Here is a 15,999-nt window from a genome sequence, read left to right on the forward strand (position 1 = left end):
CGATCGCTTCTTCGGCGGACGGCTGACGCCGAAGGGGCTTCGCGCCGAGGCCCGCAAGGGCAATTTGACAATCGAGAAAATTGCCAACAAGGATTTCGTCACGCCGTCTGCCATCAAGGAAATGCGCTTAAAATGCCGCGTCGGAAAAGTCCTCCCCGCCTCGTTCCCCGGCTCGACCGGGACGGCGTCCAGCGGCTCGTCATCCGCGACGGGGCCGTTTACAAGCGAACGGGATGCCTTGTTGGCGAAACTGAAGTCGCGGCGGAAAAGCTCGCGGAATACATCGGGCAAAAAAAGCAAAAACCCGTCGCCGTCGAACGTGGTCCCGATCACATCTCGTGCGCAGCAGCGCTAGACTACTATCTCGCGGCCAAGCAGGCGCGCGACGAGGAAACCGGTCCGCTTGAGGGCCGCATCGCTTTCCTCACTGCCTTCTGGGGCGACAAGCCTCTAAGCGCGGTCGACGGCGAAACCTGCCGCGACTATGCCGAGACCCGAGCCCGCCAGGCGGCGGCACGGCGCGAGCTCGAGGATCTGCGCGCCGCCGTCTACATGTTCTGCAAGGAAAAGCGGCTCAACTTCCGCCCGTACTTCGACCTCCCCGACAAGCCGGTGGCGCGTGAACGCTGGCTGACCAGGAAGGAAGCCGCCGAACTGCTGCGCGGCGCGCTCAGGCTGCGGCGCGCCAGGCCCAAGACCTATGAGTGCCTGCCGCGCTTCATCCTCATCGGCCTCTACACCGGCACCCGCCACGCCGCGATCCTCGACCTCAACTGGAACCGTGGCCCGGCCGGCGGCTGGCCAGACCTCGACGCCGGCGTGCTCTATCGCCGCGGCGAGCGCGTGCGCGAGACGACGAAGCGCCGGCCGCCGATGCGCCTGCCACGGCGCCTCACTGCACACCTCAGAAGGTGGAAGCTGAAGGACGGCGGCAAAGGCCCGGTGATCCATGCCAAGGGTGGCGAGCCGATCGGGCTGATGCGTAAATCGTTCGACGCCGCCAGGGTCGAGGCCAAGCTTGGCGAGGAGGTCACGCCGCACATCTTGCGCCACACCCGGGCCACATGGTTGATGCAGCGCCGCGTGCCGATCTGGGATGCCGCCGGCTCGCTCGGCATGACGGTAAAACAGATGGAATCGACCTACGGCCACCATCATCCCGACTTCCAGCAGGCCGCTGCAGATGCCTATTGAGCGCCCAAAATCGGTCGTTTCTGGGCGCATAGCTGGGCGCATGGCGGAGCGCCGGCCTCAGAGGACCGGCAGACGCCTTTGATTTCATTTAGAAAAAATGGTGGGCGATGACGGACTCGAACCGCCGACATCTTCGGTGTAAACGAAGCGCTCTACCAACTGAGCTAATCGCCCGCTCCGGCGGGACCTTTAAGCGGTCGGGACCGGGTTCGCAAGGCCAAATGAACAGCCGACGTCCTGTTCGCACGCCGGATTTGTCCACAGAATGGCGGCTGTCAAAAAACCTTCTCCAGTTTGTGTTTATGATGGTTTGGTGCGCTTGACACCCGGGGGCGAACCCCTTATCCACCGCCCCAACGACGAACACGGCTGACACGTGCTCGTCAATGCGCGGGTGTAGCTCAGTTGGTTAGAGTGCCGGCCTGTCACGCCGGAGGTCGCGGGTTCGAGCCCCGTCACTCGCGCCAAGTCTTTTCAAGGACTTGGCCTTTGTCGCGCATAAAAAGTTTCAGCTTTTCCACCGCCGGGCGTCCTGTGTTAGAGCCGGGGCTGAAGGTTCGAAGGCGGCGGGTTGAAGCCTTGTCCAGAGGCTATCCCCAGTTCGAAAAACTCCCGTCGTGCCGGACAAGTATTGGGCTGATGGCGTGGACTCCATACCATCCTTCCAGGATGCCCGGCGTCATCCCCTAAATTGCAGACATTTACATTAGCAATCTCTCAACTAAGTGGGGCGACCATACTCCATGTTGGGTCGACAGTTGGGTGTTGCGATGCAAAGTGACTTTGCAGCGGCGCGCGAGCTGCTCGAATGCGCGCAAAACCGCCTATCAGGAAACGACGAAACGAGCCGGAGTGTCCGCGCGAAGCTCGATGTCCTGATTGAAGAGATCGCAGCCGCGGAATTTCAGAAGGCGCCCCTGACGATCGTTCCATTTCCGCGAACGCGACCGCCGCGGTAGTCGGGGGCCCAGACCTTCCCTTCAAGGGGCGGCCGCCGCCAGGAGGCTGGCGGCACCATCACAGCGCGAAAAAGACCTGCCGAAGCGTGGCCGATTGGCCTACTCTGAACTCGGCGGATGCGCGTAGATTACAATGGCTTTCATTTGCTTCGGGCCTCGAGGCCGCGCGGACATTATCGGACCGCCACGATCTTCATACCCGCACCCTGACCTGCTCCAAGGATTGCACCTGGCGTCCATCGACAAAATTGTCAGGATGTAGCCAAATCAAGAAGGCGGCGTTGGCAGCCACCCAATCCCGGGCCAGCAGGGAATACATGCAGATGTCGCATGGGCGCCCTTTCAAGGTGAGGCCTTCGCGCAATATGCCCTCGAAGACGAAACCCAGCCGATCGGCTGCTCGCCTGGATTTCGCATTGGCCGTCGTGCAGGTCCATTCCAAGCGGCGATAACCCAGATCGTCGAAGACGTGCCGCATGATGAGGAACAGCGACTCGCTGGCCGCGACAGTCCTTTGTAGAACCGGTGCGAAGAGGATATAGCCGAGTTCGATCACCCTGTGTGCCGGCCTTGCCTCCATCAGGCAAAGCCAGCCAACAGGCCTTGCGGCGGTTCTTAGTGTCAGAAATACGCGCGATTGGTCGCCAAGCAGGTCGCCGACATGCGCGCGGAAAGACTCGACCCCGTCGAACGGCCCCACTTTCATATCGGCCCAGATCTCGTCGCGTTCGCCGGCGTGGGTTAGCCGGAAGATATCGTCGGCATCTTCGCGACAGAGCGGAACCAGACTTATATGATCTCCGGTCAAGGTTACTGGCCGGGGAACGCTCGCACTGCCGGCTGCTTTCGACAGTTCCTTCCATCTCTCTTGCTCAGCCATGCTCCCGTCACCGCTGATTGGCGCCCCGGGGGAGCGAATCTGGTCCGGACGGTACCCCAATGGGGCATTCTGCCTCAACCTTTTCGGAAAGGCCAGAATGAGAGGGGGCTTGCGGGGTCAACAGCCGACCGTGCGTCCGAGGTTTTCTCTGGTCGCCTGGAAACCAAGCGAATGACCAGGCAGACGTAGCCAACCTGCAAGACAACCAGCGTCAGCACCGCCCAACCAAGGGACGCCCAGATCGACCCGGACTCGAAGTAAACCCAGATCGAAATGCCGATTGTCGTTGCAAGCATTCCGACCAGAAATTGCGGAAAGTACATCTTGATTGCCCCGTCCACCCCCAACCTTTCGGTTCGAGATATCCATGTGCCCCGCATCTTTTATTTAAGTTGCCACTAAATTAGTAATTACGCAATTTCTTAATCATGAACTTGCGGCGGTTGTGGCTGGCATCATGAGCAGCGCGAGCAGATGGTGTTGACCGGCGCTTCTCTCGCGCACGGCCGCCGGCATCAACAACAACAGCCGATCGGCGAAACCGATTCTAGTTTTGGTCCAGCAGCGCCTCGACCTCGCGCAGTGTCGGCATCGACGGCGCCGTGCCCGGTCGCGTCACCGAAATGCCGGCGACCGCGCAGGCAAAGCGCACCGCTTGCAGCGGCTCCACGCCTCGCGAAAGCGCGGCGGCGAAGCCGCCGTTGAAAGCATCTCCGGCTCCCGTGGTTTCGACCACCGGCCCGGCGCTGATGGCGGGGACATGCTCGGAGCGGTCCCTGGTGTGCAGTAGAGCGCCCTTGTCACCGAGCGTGACGATGACGGCGCCGACGCCCTTTTCGAGCAGCTTGCCGGCGGCGACCCGGGCGTCATCGACCGAGGAGACTTTCAGCCCCGTCAATTCCTCCGTCTCGGTCTCGTTCGGCGTGAGATAGTCGCAGAGCGTGTAGATGCGGTCGGGAAGCTTGGCAGCGGGAGCGGGGTTGAGGATGGTCGTCACCCCTGCCCCGCGCGCGATCTCCAGCGCCCTCAGCGCCGCGTCGATCGGCTGTTCGAGCTGCGTGACAAAGACGCCGGCCCCGCCGATCAGGTCGGCATTGGCCTCGATATCGGCCGACGAGATCAGCATGGCCGCACCAGGGCTGACGATGATGGCGTTGTTGCCGCTTCCCTCCTCGACGAAGATGTAGGCGGCGCCGGTGTAGCTATCCGGCGTATCGATGACGGCGCTTTTCACGCCGGCATCCCTCCAGGTCCGCCTGGCCATGTCGGCGAAGGCATCGACGCCAAGCCGGGTCAGGAAGGTGGTATCGGCACCGAGCTTGCCGGCAGCCACCGCCTGGTTCGAACCCTTGCCGCCCGGCCCGAGCTTGAACGAATTGCCGAGGATCGTTTCGCCCATGCGCGGCTGGCGGTCGGCGCGATAGGCGGTATCGGCGACGAAGACGCCCAGGATGACGACAGGTTTCATGACGACAGGCTTGCCCAAAGCCATGCTGCTACGCCGCGTCCGGCGGCACGACGCCCTTGCGGAAGGCGAAGCAGCCGTAGAAGCGGCGCTCGCCGGTCTGGATGACACAATAGGCCCGCTTGGCGCGCTCATAGAAAGCGTAACGCTCGACCGGGAGCATCGGCCAGGACTTGCCCTCGGCCGCGTCGACTTCCTTTTGCACTTCCTTCTGCACGGGCGGAATCTCGTCCGGCTTGCCGACGATCTCCATGCGCGCCGCGGAGTCGTCGACGAACGTATCCAGCGGGTAGAGCGACAGCACCGCCTTCACCACTTCCGCCGCCGGGGCATCGATGCGCAACAGCCGTCCGAGCGCCGTCTGGCGCGCCACCGAATCGGACGGGAAATTGGTGTCGGCGACTATCAGGTCGTCGCCATGTCCCATCGCCCGCAATGCCTGCAGCACGTCGGCATTGAGCAACGGATGGATCCCTTTGAGCATGATGGTCCTCGTGAAGTCCGTTTGAGATCAGAGACGCTGAGATCAGAGACGCTGGCCGGTCTCGGCGTCGAACAGGTGGATATGGTCGAGCCTTGGCCGAAGTTTGAGCGTATCGCCGGGCTTGAAGTCGTGGCGTTCGCGAAACAATGCCACCATCTCGCCGTCGCCAAAGCGCAGGAAGACCAGCGTTTCGGACCCGGTCGGCTCGACCACCGAAATCTTCGCCGGCACGCCATCGGGATGGATCTCGATATGCTCGGGGCGCACGCCATAGACGACAGCCTGTCCGTCCTGCGCGGCATTGTCGCCAATCGGGAACAATGTGCCTGATATGTCGACGCCCGGCTTGTCGCCCTTGCGCAAAACACCCTTGAGCAAGTTCATCGAAGGTGAGCCGATGAAACCGGCGACGAACAAATTGGCCGGCCGGTCGAACAGCTCCAGTGGCGCGCCGACCTGCTCGATGCGGCCGTCGCGCATGACGACGATCTTGTCGGCCATCGTCATCGCCTCGATCTGGTCGTGGGTGACGTAGATGGTGGTTGTTTTCAGCCGCTGGTGGAGTTCCTTGATCTCGGTGCGCATCTGCACGCGCAGCTTGGCATCGAGGTTCGAGAGCGGCTCGTCGAAGAGGAACACCTGCGGATTGCGCACGATGGCACGCCCCATCGCCACGCGTTGGCGCTGGCCGCCCGAGAGCTGCCGGGGATAGCGTTTGAGGTAGGGATTGAGATCAAGGATGTCGGCGGCGCGCTTGACTCGCTCGGCGACCACCGCCGGATCGGTTTTCCGCAGCTTGAGGGCAAAGGCCATGTTCTGCTCGACCGTTTTGTGCGGATAGAGCGCATAGTTCTGGAACACCATGGCGATGTCGCGTTTTGCCGGCGGCAAATGATTGACGACACGGTCGCCGATGGCGATCGTGCCACCGGAAACGGTCTCCAGCCCGGCCACCATTCTGAGCAGCGTGGACTTGCCGCAACCTGAAGGACCGACCAGCACGACGAACTGTCCGTCAGCGATGTCGACGCTAACTTCGTGCAGAACCTTGACGGTTCCAAACGCCTTGGCCACCTTGCTGATCGTGACTTGAGCCATGTATCCCCCATCGGCTCCACTGGCCGTAGGCGCAGAAGCTAACCAACACGACCTGCCAGGGCAAGTCGGTCTCTTATAGATAAAAACCTGTTCTCGTTGACACGGCGTTTGGTTGTGAGAATAGTGGCGGGTGCTGGTCCAAATGTCGGTAACGATCCGAAATCGGAACTTCAATCGACGCAGGGTGGGGTCCTGCCTAATTCGTTGTCCAGCCGGGAGCACAATCGTGCTCCAGCATCCGACAGGTGGCCACATCCATTCATACTGATATTCTGGGAGGAATAGTCGATGAGAACAGGTCTTTACGATAAATTGATCCGCGCCGGCGCCACAAGGCGCGACGTATTGAAGGGCGCGGCCAGCATGGCCGCGATCGCGGCGGCATCCGGTGCCGGGCTCGGCGCGCTGACGCGCCCGGCTTCCGCTGCAAGCGAGCTTCGCTCGAAGATCCTGCAGATTCCCGGCGTTGGCAAAGGCCAGCCGACCGATGCCGATTTCCAGAAGGTCGGCGAGCTCTGCCTCGACGCGACCAAGGCCAATGTCAAGGAAGGCGAATTCGCCGGCGTTGAACTGACCTTCATGGGCCTCAACAACCAGAACCTGCACAATGTGCTGTTCCGCGGCTTTCTGAAACCATGGGAGGCCTATACCGGCGCCAAGATCAGCTGGATCGACCTGGCGCAGGCCGACTACAACGCCCGCCTGCAACAGTCGATCGCCACCGGCACCGTCGACTTCGACATTATTGAGATGGGCGCCCCCTTCGAAGGCGACGTCTGCGGCAAGGGCCTGACCTCGGAAATGCCCGACTGGGTCAAGAAGCAGATCGATTTCGACGATCTGGTCAATTATCTGAAGCCGCCGGTCGGCACCTGGGATGGCAAGCAGTATCGCGTGACCATCGACGGCGACACGCACAATTTCAACTACCGCACCGACGTGTTCGCCGATGCCGACCTCGCCAAGCAGTGGAAGGACGGCGGCGGTGAAGGCGAATGGGGCGTGCCGAAGACCTGGCAGCAAGTGCAGGCCGTGACCAAGTTCCTCAAGGGCAAGAAATTCAAGGGCCAGGACGTGTACGGCTATCTCGATGCGCCCAAGCCCTGGGGCGGTTTCGGCTTTTACTTCCTCGGCAGCCGCGCCACCGCCTATGCCAAGCATCCCGACGACAAGGCCTGGCTGTTCGACGCCGACACGATGAAGCCGCGCGTCAACAATCCGGCCTGGGTGCGCGCCATCCAGGACGTGATCGACGCGCTGCCCTCCGAACCGGCCGACCAGATCAACGCCGATCCGAACACCACCGCCTTCCAGCAGTTCCTGGCCGGCACCGGCTCGATGATCCCCTGGTGGGGCGACGTCGGCTCGAACGTCAAGACCAATGATTCCTCTGTGATCGGCGACGTCACAGGCTTCTCGATCCTGCCGGGTTCGGATGACGTCTACAACTCCAAGACCGGCAAATGGGAAAAGCTCGCCAGCGGCCCGAACTACTCGCCGAACTGCGCCTATCTCGGCTGGGGCGTCTACGTGATGGCCCGAGTCGACAGCGACGAGAAAAAGAAGAAAGCGGCATGGTCCGCCGCCGCCCATCTCGGCGGCAAGGACCTGTCTATCTGGACGGCGATGTATCCGTCCGGCTTCCAGCCCTACCGCAATTCCCATTTCGACATTCCGGAATGGGTGGCGGCCGGCTACGACGAGGCCTTCATCACCTCGTACCTCAAGTCGGAAGGCGACAGCTACAACCATCCGAACGCGGCGATCGAGCCACGCATCCCCGGCATCTTCCAGTATTATTCCGCCGCCGAGGACATTCTGGCCAACACCTTCGCCGGCAAGATGAAGGCGCAGGAAGGCGCCGACGCTATTGCCGCGGCCTGGGAAAAGCTGACCGACCAGATCGGCCGCGAAAAGCAGATCAAGCTCTACAAGGCCTCGCTCGGCATGGCCTGATCAGAGCCTGAACCTGGGTCCGGCGACGAGAGCCGCCGGACCCTGTCTTGACCGGCACGCCGGTCGCGAAGTGCCTTCTGCAACCGGACGAGACGCGTGGCTGACCAGATTTTGCCCACCAATGATTGGCCGGCAAACGCCGTCCCATCCGACCTGATCCCGCCAGGCCGCAAACGCCTTGGCTGGGCGCTGATGGCGTTGGCCACGTTCGGCCTCCTGGCAACGATCCTGGCACAGATCATCTACAAGAGCGAAGTCGACACGATCGGTTTCGAGACCTGGCGACCGGTCGTGTATGCCTATGTGCTGTGGGGCGTGGCGCTCGGCATCGGCCAGGTGCTGACGCGCGGCGAGGACGGGCAGCGCGCGCTGTTCCTGTTGCCGGCGCTACTGTTCACCATCGCCATGGTGATCTTTCCGACGCTGTTCGGCTTCTACATCGCGCTCACCGACTGGAACCTTTCCTCCTTCAGTGGCCGCAGGTTCAACGGGCTCGCCAATTTCTGGCAGATGCTTGGCGATCCCTACTACCGCAATGCACTGTTCAACATGGTGCTCTATGTCCTGGCGGTGCTGGTCGAATATGTTATCGCCTTCGGCCTGGCGCTGTTGCTCAACGCACAGATCAGGGCGCGAAAATTCTTCCGCGTCGTGTTCCTGATGCCGCTGATGCTGTCGCCGGTCGCGGTATCGTGGATGATTGGCAAATCGCTGATGGAATACCGGTTCGGGCCGGCGGCGACGCTGGCGCGCCATCTCGGCTGGGATAATCCCGCCTTCTTCTCCGATCCGATCACAGCGCGCATCTCAATCATGCTGCTCGACGCTTGGACCTTCATTCCCTTCATGATGATCATGCTGCTGGCCGGCCTGCAGGCCATGTCGCGCGAGGTGCTGGAGGCGGCGCGCGTCGACGGCGCGACCGCATGGCAGACCTTCTGGCAGGTCACCTTCCCGCTCATGCTGCCGGTTTCGGTGACGGCGGTGATCCTGCGCATCATCTTCAAGCTGAAGCTTGCGGACATCATCATCACGGTAACATCAGGCGGCCCGGGCGGCGCGACCGATTCCGTATCGAGCTTCATCTACCGCGAATACCGCGACCGTTCGAATGTCGGTTACGGCACCATGCTGGCAATGGCCTATCTCGTCATCATCGTCGTGTTCGTGACCTGGCTGCTGAAGCTCGCCAACCGCTTCGTGCGCAACGTCAACTGAGTGGCCGCATCATGAGCGTTCAGACCACCGACTATACCGTCTCCGAAATCCGCTCTCCGGCGAGCTTCATCACCAGCCGCGTCTTCATCTACGGGGCGCTTGTCTTCTGGGCCTTCATTTGCCTGTTCCCGATCTACTGGACGATAACGACCTCGTTCAAATCGGCGGTCGACGTCACGCAAGGCCATCTCATCCCCTTCGTCGACTTCTGGCCGGACTGGAAAGGCTGGCGATCGCTCGGCCTATCGCCGGATTCGATCTTCCAGACCTCCACGGTGCGCGATGAGTTCTTCAAGCGCTTCATGAACTCGGTCATCACCTCGGTCGGCGCATCGAGCCTCGCCATCGTCATCGGCAGCCTGGCCGCCTACGGCCTGACGCGCTACCGCTACAAGTTCGCATGGTTCAGGAACGAGGACATCTCCTTCTTCTTCCTGTCGCAGCTGATCCTGCCGCCCGTGGTGCTCGCCCTGCCCTTCCTGGTGCTCTACCGGGAAGTCGGCCTGCTCGACACGCGCGTCGGGCTGATCCTGCTCTACACGCTGATGGTGCTGCCGATCGTCATCTGGATCATGCGCGACCAGTTCAACTCCATCCCGGTCGAACTGGAGGAAGCGGCCCTCGTCGATGGCCTGTCGATCTGGGGCGCGTTTTTCCGCATCGTCATGCCGATCGCGCTGCCTGGCATGGTCGCCGCCTTCATCCTGGCGATGGTGCTATGCTGGAACGAGTATTTCTTCGCCGCCCTTTTGACTTCGACCGATGCCAAGACCATTCCGGTCATGGTGGCGAGCCAGACCGGCTCGCAAGGCATCAACTGGTGGTCGATGGCGGCGCTCGCCACCGCGGCCATAGCGCCCCTCGCCGTCATCGGCATCGCGCTGGAGCGCTATCTGATCATGGGCATGACCGCGGGAGCGGTGAAATAGGCCTCACTGGTTCGCGCGCAACATCCGCGTTGGCCACAAGGCCACGACCGCTACGGCAAGGATGTCATGCCGATCGCCCGGCAGGGTCGGACTTACGGGCGGGCGGGCTGAAACACCGCGGTCAAGTCTTCAGAATGGACCGCAGGTGATCCATGATCATGGCAACGCCTGTTTGCCCAAGTTCCGCCGATGCGTCCTTGGCACCAGCCGTATACCAGCCGGTATTGTCGGCGAAGCGGGCGGCATCGACAGCGTCGGGGCATAGCGCCAGCATCAGCGATGTCTCGCCGATGCCCGCATGGTCGAACGGGTACTTGCCGTTCATGGCGGCCGGCATCAACGGATGCACCTGCACCCAGTTGAAGAAGTTTTCCCCCTCGGCATGTCCGGCATAATAGTCGGCCATCGTCTCGGAACCCCACCAGCCCTCGCCGCGCTGCTTCTCCAGAAAACGGAAGATCGCCTGACGGCCGGCGGTCTTGAAGGCCAGATCGGTCGGCATGCCGGCGGCAAAGTTCTCGGTCTGGTGATGGACGATGGCGTGGATGTTGCGGAAGCCGATGCGCAGCAGGCTGTAGAACAGCTCCTCGCCGAATGGGGCCAGTTGATTGCCGCCGACCTGCACCGAACCAGTGCCTTCCGGCGGTGCCACCGCGTAACTCGCCGCGCCGTAGTAGAAGGGCGGCAGGATGACGATGTCCCTCTCCTGCTCGAACAGCTCCAGCGTCTTGATGACGGCCAGCGTGTCCATGCCGACGGCCATGTGCTCGCCATGGTATTCGAGCACGCCAAGCGGCAGCGCGACCGGCCAATTCTGCGCGATCGCCTTGCGGATCTGGTGCGGCAGCATCAGTTCATAACGCATGGTCTATTCCATGTTGGTGTGGCGGGCGCGCATGGCTTCGGGCGACGCACCCGTCAGGGATTTGAGTTTCAGCACCATCACCTCGAACAGCAGGAACAGGGCTCCTTCGAACACCGAGCCCATCGGCAGGACCGAAGTCTTCTGTAGGCCCTGGTCATCGGCCATGGTCTGGGCCGGGATGAGCAGCGTGGTGTCGGCCAGTCCCGCGGCACTGCCGCCGGCCTGGGCGGTCAGCAGCAGATTGGTCGCGCCGACGTTGCGCGCAACCTGCATCAAGGTCAGCACTGTCGAGGTTTCTCCCGGCCCGGAACTGGACAGGAAAACATCGCCTGGACCCAGCGGCGGCGTGGTCATGTCGCCGACCACCGAGACAGGCAGGCCGAGATGGTAGAGCCGCATGGCGAAACCCTTGACCTGCAAAGCCTCGCGACCGCAGCCATAGACGACGATTTGCCCTGCATCGGCCAGCAGCTTGCAGGCGGCGTCGATGCTGCCTTCATCCATACGTGCCAGCACGCCGCCGAGCTCATCGAGCGCGGTCTTGAAGAGGTTCTCGCTCGGCCCGCTCACGGCAAATCCCCCCTCCAAATCGTCCGGAAATTTTTCACGAACAGCTTGATTTGGTTCATGCTAGCAACCGCGAAAATGCGTGTCCAACGCTGTGCGACGCTTTTGCCTGATCGCAGGCGTGATAGTGTCATGTCAGACAAATCAACCTGGGAAACTGCAGGACATGAAGACACGGCATTTCGACCGCATCGGCAATGGCGGCATCACCTTCACCGAACTCGGCTTCGGCACGGCGCCGCTCGGCAATCTCTACCGCACCGTTTCGGACGAGGATGCCAATGCCACGCTGGATGCCGCCTGGGCGACCGGCTGCCGCTACTACGACACCGCGCCGCTCTATGGGCTCGGCCTGTCTGAAACGCGCCTCAATCCCTTCCTGCGCGGCAAGAAGCGCGACGACTATGTGCTGTCGAGCAAGGTCGGCCGCCTGATGCGCGCCTGCCCGCCCGAGCAGCGTACGGGCATCGGCAAGTTCTTCGACACGCCGTCGCGCCGCGAGGTGTACGATTACAGCTATGACGGCGTGATGCGCTCATTCGAGGCCTCGCTTGAGCGGCTTGGCGTGGACCGGATAGACATACTGTTCGTGCATGATGTCGACATCTTCACCCATGGCAGCAAGGAGGCGTCCGACCAGCGCATCGAGGAATTCATGCGCTCGGGCTATTATGGACTGCTGTCGCTGCGCGACCAGGGCGTCATCAAGGCATTCGGCGGCGGCATCAACGAATGGCAGGTTGCCCAGACGCTGGCCGAGCGCGGCGATTTCGACCTGTTCCTGCTTGCCGGGCGTTACACGCTGCTCGAACAGGAAGCGCTGACATCCTTCCTGCCGCTCTGCCAGAAACGCGGCATCGGCATCGTTCTCGGTGGCCCCTACAATTCCGGCATCCTGGCGACGGGACCGAAACCCGGCGCCTACTACAACTACTCCGAAGCGCCGAGGGACGTTCTCGAGCGGGTCGCCGGCATCGAGGCGGTCTGCAAACGCCATGGCGTCAGGCTGATCGAGGCGGCGCTGCAATTTCCGCTGCTGCATCCCTCGGTCGTCTCGGTGATCCCCGGCGGCCAGCGGCCGAGCGAAGTCGAAAGCAACCGGGCGCTGCTCGACGCGAAACTGCCAGCAGCCCTTTGGGCCGACCTCAAGAAGGAAGGCCTGATGAGAGCCGATGCGCCGACCGCGTAACCAGGGACCATTCGCGCCGGCGTCAGGCACAAAAAAGAAAAGCCGAGGCAAGCCCGGCTTTTCTGGTCTCTGAAAAAGAAAAACGCGTTTAGTTGACGGCGTCCTTGAGGCCTTTGCCGGCCGAAAACTTCGGCACGGTGCGTGCCGGGATCTTCACTTCAGCGCCGGTCTGGGGGTTGCGGCCAGTCGAGGCCGCACGCTTTGACACGGTGAAGTTGCCAAAGCCGACAAGCCGGACATCGCCGCCCTTCTTCAGTTCGCCGGTGATGACGGAAAACACCGCATCGACCGCCGACTGCGCGTCACCCTTCGAAATGCTCGCGGCGTCGGCGACAGCGGACACCAGTTCGTTCTTGTTCATAAAAATTCCCTTCCATGAGAACACCGGAACTAACGACTCATCCGGCAGGAAACGGACTTTAGAAAGAAGCGTTCGCGCAACCAAGTCGAAAAGGCAGGAAAAAGTGGGAAAAAGCCCGGAAATCCGGGGTTTTTCACATGAAAAAGCCGGGCGCGAGGCCCGGCTTTCTGTTTGTGCGCTGCAACCTTAGAAATTTCTAATGTGCGAGCGACTTTCCAGCATCGTCGGCACTGTCCGTCGAGGCCGGCGGATTGACCGGTTCGACCCATTCGATCGGCTCCGGCATACGCACCAGCGCGTGGCGCAACACCTCACCAACGCGTGAGACCGGAATGATCTCCATACCGTTCTTCACGTTGTCCGGAATTTCCGCCAGATCCTTGGCGTTGTCTTCCGGGATCAGCACCTTCTTGATGCCGCCGCGCAGCGCGGCGAGCAACTTCTCCTTGAGGCCGCCGATCGGCAAGATGCGACCGCGAAGCGTTATCTCGCCGGTCATCGCCACATCGGCCCGGACCGGAATGCCTGTCAGTACCGACACAATGGCTGTCGCCATGGCAGCACCGGCGGACGGACCGTCCTTGGGCGTGGCGCCTTCCGGCAAGTGCACGTGGATGTCGCGCTTGTCGAACAGCGGCGGCTCGATGCCGAAATCGATGGCCCGCGAGCGGACATAGGAGGCCGCCGCCGAAATCGATTCCTTCATCACGTCGCGCAGGTTGCCCGTCACCGTCATGCGGCCCTTGCCGGGCATCATGACGCCTTCGATCGTCAGCAGCTCGCCGCCGACTTCCGTCCAGGCAAGCCCGGTAACGACGCCGACCTGATCATCAGCCTCGACCTGACCGAAGCGGTAGCGCTGGACACCAAGGTAGTCGGCGAGGTTCGCCGCCGTGATGTTCACCGTCTTCTTCTTCGTCTTCAGGATCTCGGTCACCGCCTTGCGCCCAAGCTTCATCAGCTCGCGCTCCAGGCTCCGGACGCCCGCTTCGCGGGTGTAGGTCTGGATGATGGCGCGGATCGCATCCTCTCCGACGGAGAATTCCTTCGGCTGCAGCGCGTGATCGCGGATCACCTTCGGCATCAGATGCCGCTTGGCGATCTCGATCTTCTCGTCCTCGGTATAGCCGGCGATACGGATGATCTCCATGCGGTCCATCAAGGGCGCGGGGATGTTCAGCGTGTTCGCCGTCGTCACGAACATCACGCTCGACAAGTCGTATTCGACCTCGAGGTAATGGTCCATGAACGTCGAGTTCTGTTCGGGGTCGAGCACCTCGAGCAGCGCCGACGACGGATCGCCACGGAAGTCCTGGCCCATCTTGTCGATCTCATCGAGCAGGAAGAGGGGGTTGGACTTCTTCGCCTTCTTCATCGACTGGATGACCTTGCCGGGCATCGAGCCGATATAGGTACGCCGATGGCCACGGATCTCGGCTTCGTCACGCACGCCGCCCAGCGCCATGCGGATGAATTCGCGACCAGTCGCCTTGGCGATCGACTTGCCAAGCGAGGTCTTGCCGACGCCGGGAGGGCCGACGAGGCACAGGATCGGCCCCTTCAGCTTCTTCTGACGGCTCTGCACGGCAAGATACTCGACGATGCGGTCCTTGACCTTGTCCAGGCCGAAGTGATCGGTATCGAGCACGTTCTGGGCATAGGCCAAATCCTGCTTGACCTTGGAGTTCTTGCCCCACGGGATCGACAGCAGCCAATCGAGGTAGTTGCGCACGACGGTCGATTCCGCCGACATCGGCGACATCGTCCTCAGCTTCTTCAACTCGGCTTCCGCCTTTTCGCGGGCCTCCTTGGAGAGCTTGGTCTTCTTGATACGCGCCTCGATCTCGGCGGCCTCGTCGCGGCCGTCCTCGCCTTCGCCGAGCTCCTTCTGGATCGCCTTCATCTGCTCGTTGAGGTAGTATTCGCGCTGCGTCTTCTCCATCTGGCGCTTGACGCGCGAGCGGATGCGCTTCTCCACCTGCAAGACGGAGATCTCGGCTTCCATGAAGCCCATCGCCTTTTCCAGTCGCTCCTTGACCGAGAGCGTGGCCAGCATTTCCTGCTTTTCAGGGATCTTGATGGCGAGATGCGAGGCAACCGTATCGGCGAGCTTGGAATAGTCGTCGATCTGGCTGGCGGCACCCACCACTTCAGGCGAGATTTTCTTGTTCAGCTTGACGTAGTTCTCGAAGTCGGTGACGACCGAGCGGGCCAGCGCCTCGACCTCGACCTCTTCCTCCTCCGGCTCGACCAGCGCCGAGGCGCGGGCTTCGTGGAAGTCGGGACGGTCGGTGAAGGAGACGATTTTCGCACGCGAGGCGCCCTCGACCAGAACCTTGACGGTGCCGTCGGGCAGCTTCAGCAATTGCAGCACATTGGCGAGCGTACCGATGTCGAAGATCGCATCGGGCTCGGGATCGTCATCGGCGGCATTCATCTGGGTGGCAAGCAGGATCTGCTTCTCCTGCCCCATCACCTCTTCCAGCGCCTTGATCGACTTTTCGCGCCCGACAAAGAGCGGAACGATCATGTGCGGGAACACCACGATGTCGCGCAGTGGGAGGACTGCGAAGACGCCGTCGCTGGGAGCCTTGGATATTTTGGCCATTGTCCAACCTTTCATGTCGCGGTCGCCATCAGGCCAACCGCGAATCTTATATTAACGACCGGGGATCGTTCCGCCTACCACCGTTTGTGACGGGAGTTTTACAGCACAGAAACCGGGCACCTCGGCCTTCTGGTGTTAGGTGGATGCAAGCGGGGCAAAGATCAAGATGTAACATCGTCCGCAATCCACTCCATCACCGAGGTCGCGTGCCCTTCACAGCAAAACG

The 15,999-nt window shown here is 61.8% G+C and carries 13 protein-coding genes and 2 tRNA genes; 6 read left to right on the plus strand and 9 right to left on the minus strand.

Going from position 1 to position 15,999, the window contains the following annotated elements:
- The first annotated feature begins 132 nt into the window (after window positions 1-132).
- Window positions 133-1,194, plus strand: a complete 1,062-nt coding sequence (locus tag EB815_RS24755; protein ID WP_065005007.1) for a site-specific integrase — start codon at window positions 133-135, stop codon at window positions 1,192-1,194.
- 98 nt (window positions 1,195-1,292) lie between these two features.
- On the opposite strand, the gene EB815_RS24760 is transcribed toward EB815_RS24755, so the two are convergent.
- Window positions 1,293-1,368, minus strand: a tRNA-Val gene (locus EB815_RS24760).
- A gap of 216 nt (window positions 1,369-1,584) precedes the next feature.
- Between EB815_RS24760 and EB815_RS24765 the strand changes: the two genes are divergently transcribed.
- A tRNA-Asp gene (locus EB815_RS24765) sits at window positions 1,585-1,661 on the plus strand.
- Window positions 1,662-2,346: 685 nt separating this feature from the next.
- Here the strand turns inward: EB815_RS24765 and EB815_RS24770 are convergent.
- The 4 genes from EB815_RS24770 to EB815_RS24790 all read right to left on the minus strand — a co-directional run bounded on the left by EB815_RS24770 (window position 2,347) and on the right by EB815_RS24790 (window position 6,080).
- Entirely contained in the window at window positions 2,347-3,093 is a 747-nt protein-coding gene (locus tag EB815_RS24770) for a GNAT family N-acetyltransferase (protein ID WP_081294711.1), read from the minus strand.
- Between the two features lie 487 nt (window positions 3,094-3,580).
- Window positions 3,581-4,525, minus strand: a complete 945-nt coding sequence (rbsK, locus tag EB815_RS24780) for a ribokinase (protein WP_056562334.1) — start codon at window positions 4,523-4,525, stop codon at window positions 3,581-3,583.
- Window positions 4,526-4,529: 4 nt separating this feature from the next.
- The gene (locus EB815_RS24785) at window positions 4,530-4,982 is read right to left on the minus strand and encodes an RbsD/FucU family protein (RefSeq protein WP_056562337.1); all 453 of its coding nucleotides are present in this window, start codon (window positions 4,980-4,982) and stop codon (window positions 4,530-4,532) included.
- 42 nt (window positions 4,983-5,024) lie between these two features.
- A complete protein-coding gene (locus EB815_RS24790) occupies window positions 5,025-6,080 on the minus strand; it encodes an ABC transporter ATP-binding protein (protein WP_056562339.1) in 1,056 nt (351 codons plus the stop codon).
- Window positions 6,081-6,368: 288 nt separating this feature from the next.
- Here EB815_RS24790 and EB815_RS24795 point away from each other — a divergent pair, with 288 nt between their 5' ends.
- The 3 genes from EB815_RS24795 to EB815_RS24805 all read left to right on the plus strand — a co-directional run bounded on the left by EB815_RS24795 (window position 6,369) and on the right by EB815_RS24805 (window position 10,183).
- Window positions 6,369-8,036, plus strand: a complete 1,668-nt coding sequence (locus tag EB815_RS24795; protein ID WP_056562342.1) for an ABC transporter substrate-binding protein — start codon at window positions 6,369-6,371, stop codon at window positions 8,034-8,036.
- A 96-nt stretch (window positions 8,037-8,132) separates the two neighbouring features.
- Entirely contained in the window at window positions 8,133-9,254 is a 1,122-nt protein-coding gene (locus tag EB815_RS24800; RefSeq protein ID WP_056562346.1) for a carbohydrate ABC transporter permease, read from the plus strand.
- An 11-nt stretch (window positions 9,255-9,265) separates the two neighbouring features.
- Complete coding sequence (locus EB815_RS24805) at window positions 9,266-10,183, plus strand: carbohydrate ABC transporter permease (RefSeq protein WP_056562348.1); 918 nt, start codon at window positions 9,266-9,268, stop codon at window positions 10,181-10,183.
- A gap of 121 nt (window positions 10,184-10,304) precedes the next feature.
- Here the strand turns inward: EB815_RS24805 and EB815_RS24810 are convergent, their stop codons facing one another.
- Together EB815_RS24810 and EB815_RS24815 are read right to left on the minus strand one after the other, a co-directional pair.
- Window positions 10,305-11,048 (minus strand): creatininase family protein, encoded by a 744-nt coding sequence (locus EB815_RS24810; protein WP_056562353.1) that lies wholly within the window; start codon window positions 11,046-11,048, stop codon window positions 10,305-10,307.
- A 3-nt stretch (window positions 11,049-11,051) separates the two neighbouring features.
- Window positions 11,052-11,618: an SIS domain-containing protein gene (locus EB815_RS24815; protein ID WP_056562356.1), complete on the minus strand. Its 567-nt coding sequence runs from the start codon at window positions 11,616-11,618 to the stop codon at window positions 11,052-11,054.
- A gap of 163 nt (window positions 11,619-11,781) precedes the next feature.
- On the opposite strand from EB815_RS24815, the gene EB815_RS24820 reads away from it, so the two are divergent.
- Window positions 11,782-12,804, plus strand: coding sequence for an aldo/keto reductase (locus tag EB815_RS24820; protein ID WP_056562359.1), 1,023 nt, complete (start codon window positions 11,782-11,784; stop codon window positions 12,802-12,804).
- An 88-nt stretch (window positions 12,805-12,892) separates the two neighbouring features.
- On the opposite strand, the gene EB815_RS24825 is transcribed toward EB815_RS24820, so the two are convergent.
- Window positions 12,893-13,165 (minus strand): HU family DNA-binding protein, encoded by a 273-nt coding sequence (locus EB815_RS24825; protein WP_006201846.1) that lies wholly within the window; start codon window positions 13,163-13,165, stop codon window positions 12,893-12,895.
- Between the two features lie 196 nt (window positions 13,166-13,361).
- Window positions 13,362-15,773, minus strand: coding sequence for an endopeptidase La (gene lon, locus EB815_RS24830; protein ID WP_056562362.1), 2,412 nt, complete (start codon window positions 15,771-15,773; stop codon window positions 13,362-13,364).
- Window positions 15,774-15,999: the final 226 nt, after the last annotated feature.

Source organism: Mesorhizobium loti (genome assembly GCF_013170705.1).
GTDB lineage: Bacteria > Pseudomonadota > Alphaproteobacteria > Rhizobiales > Rhizobiaceae > Mesorhizobium > Mesorhizobium loti_D.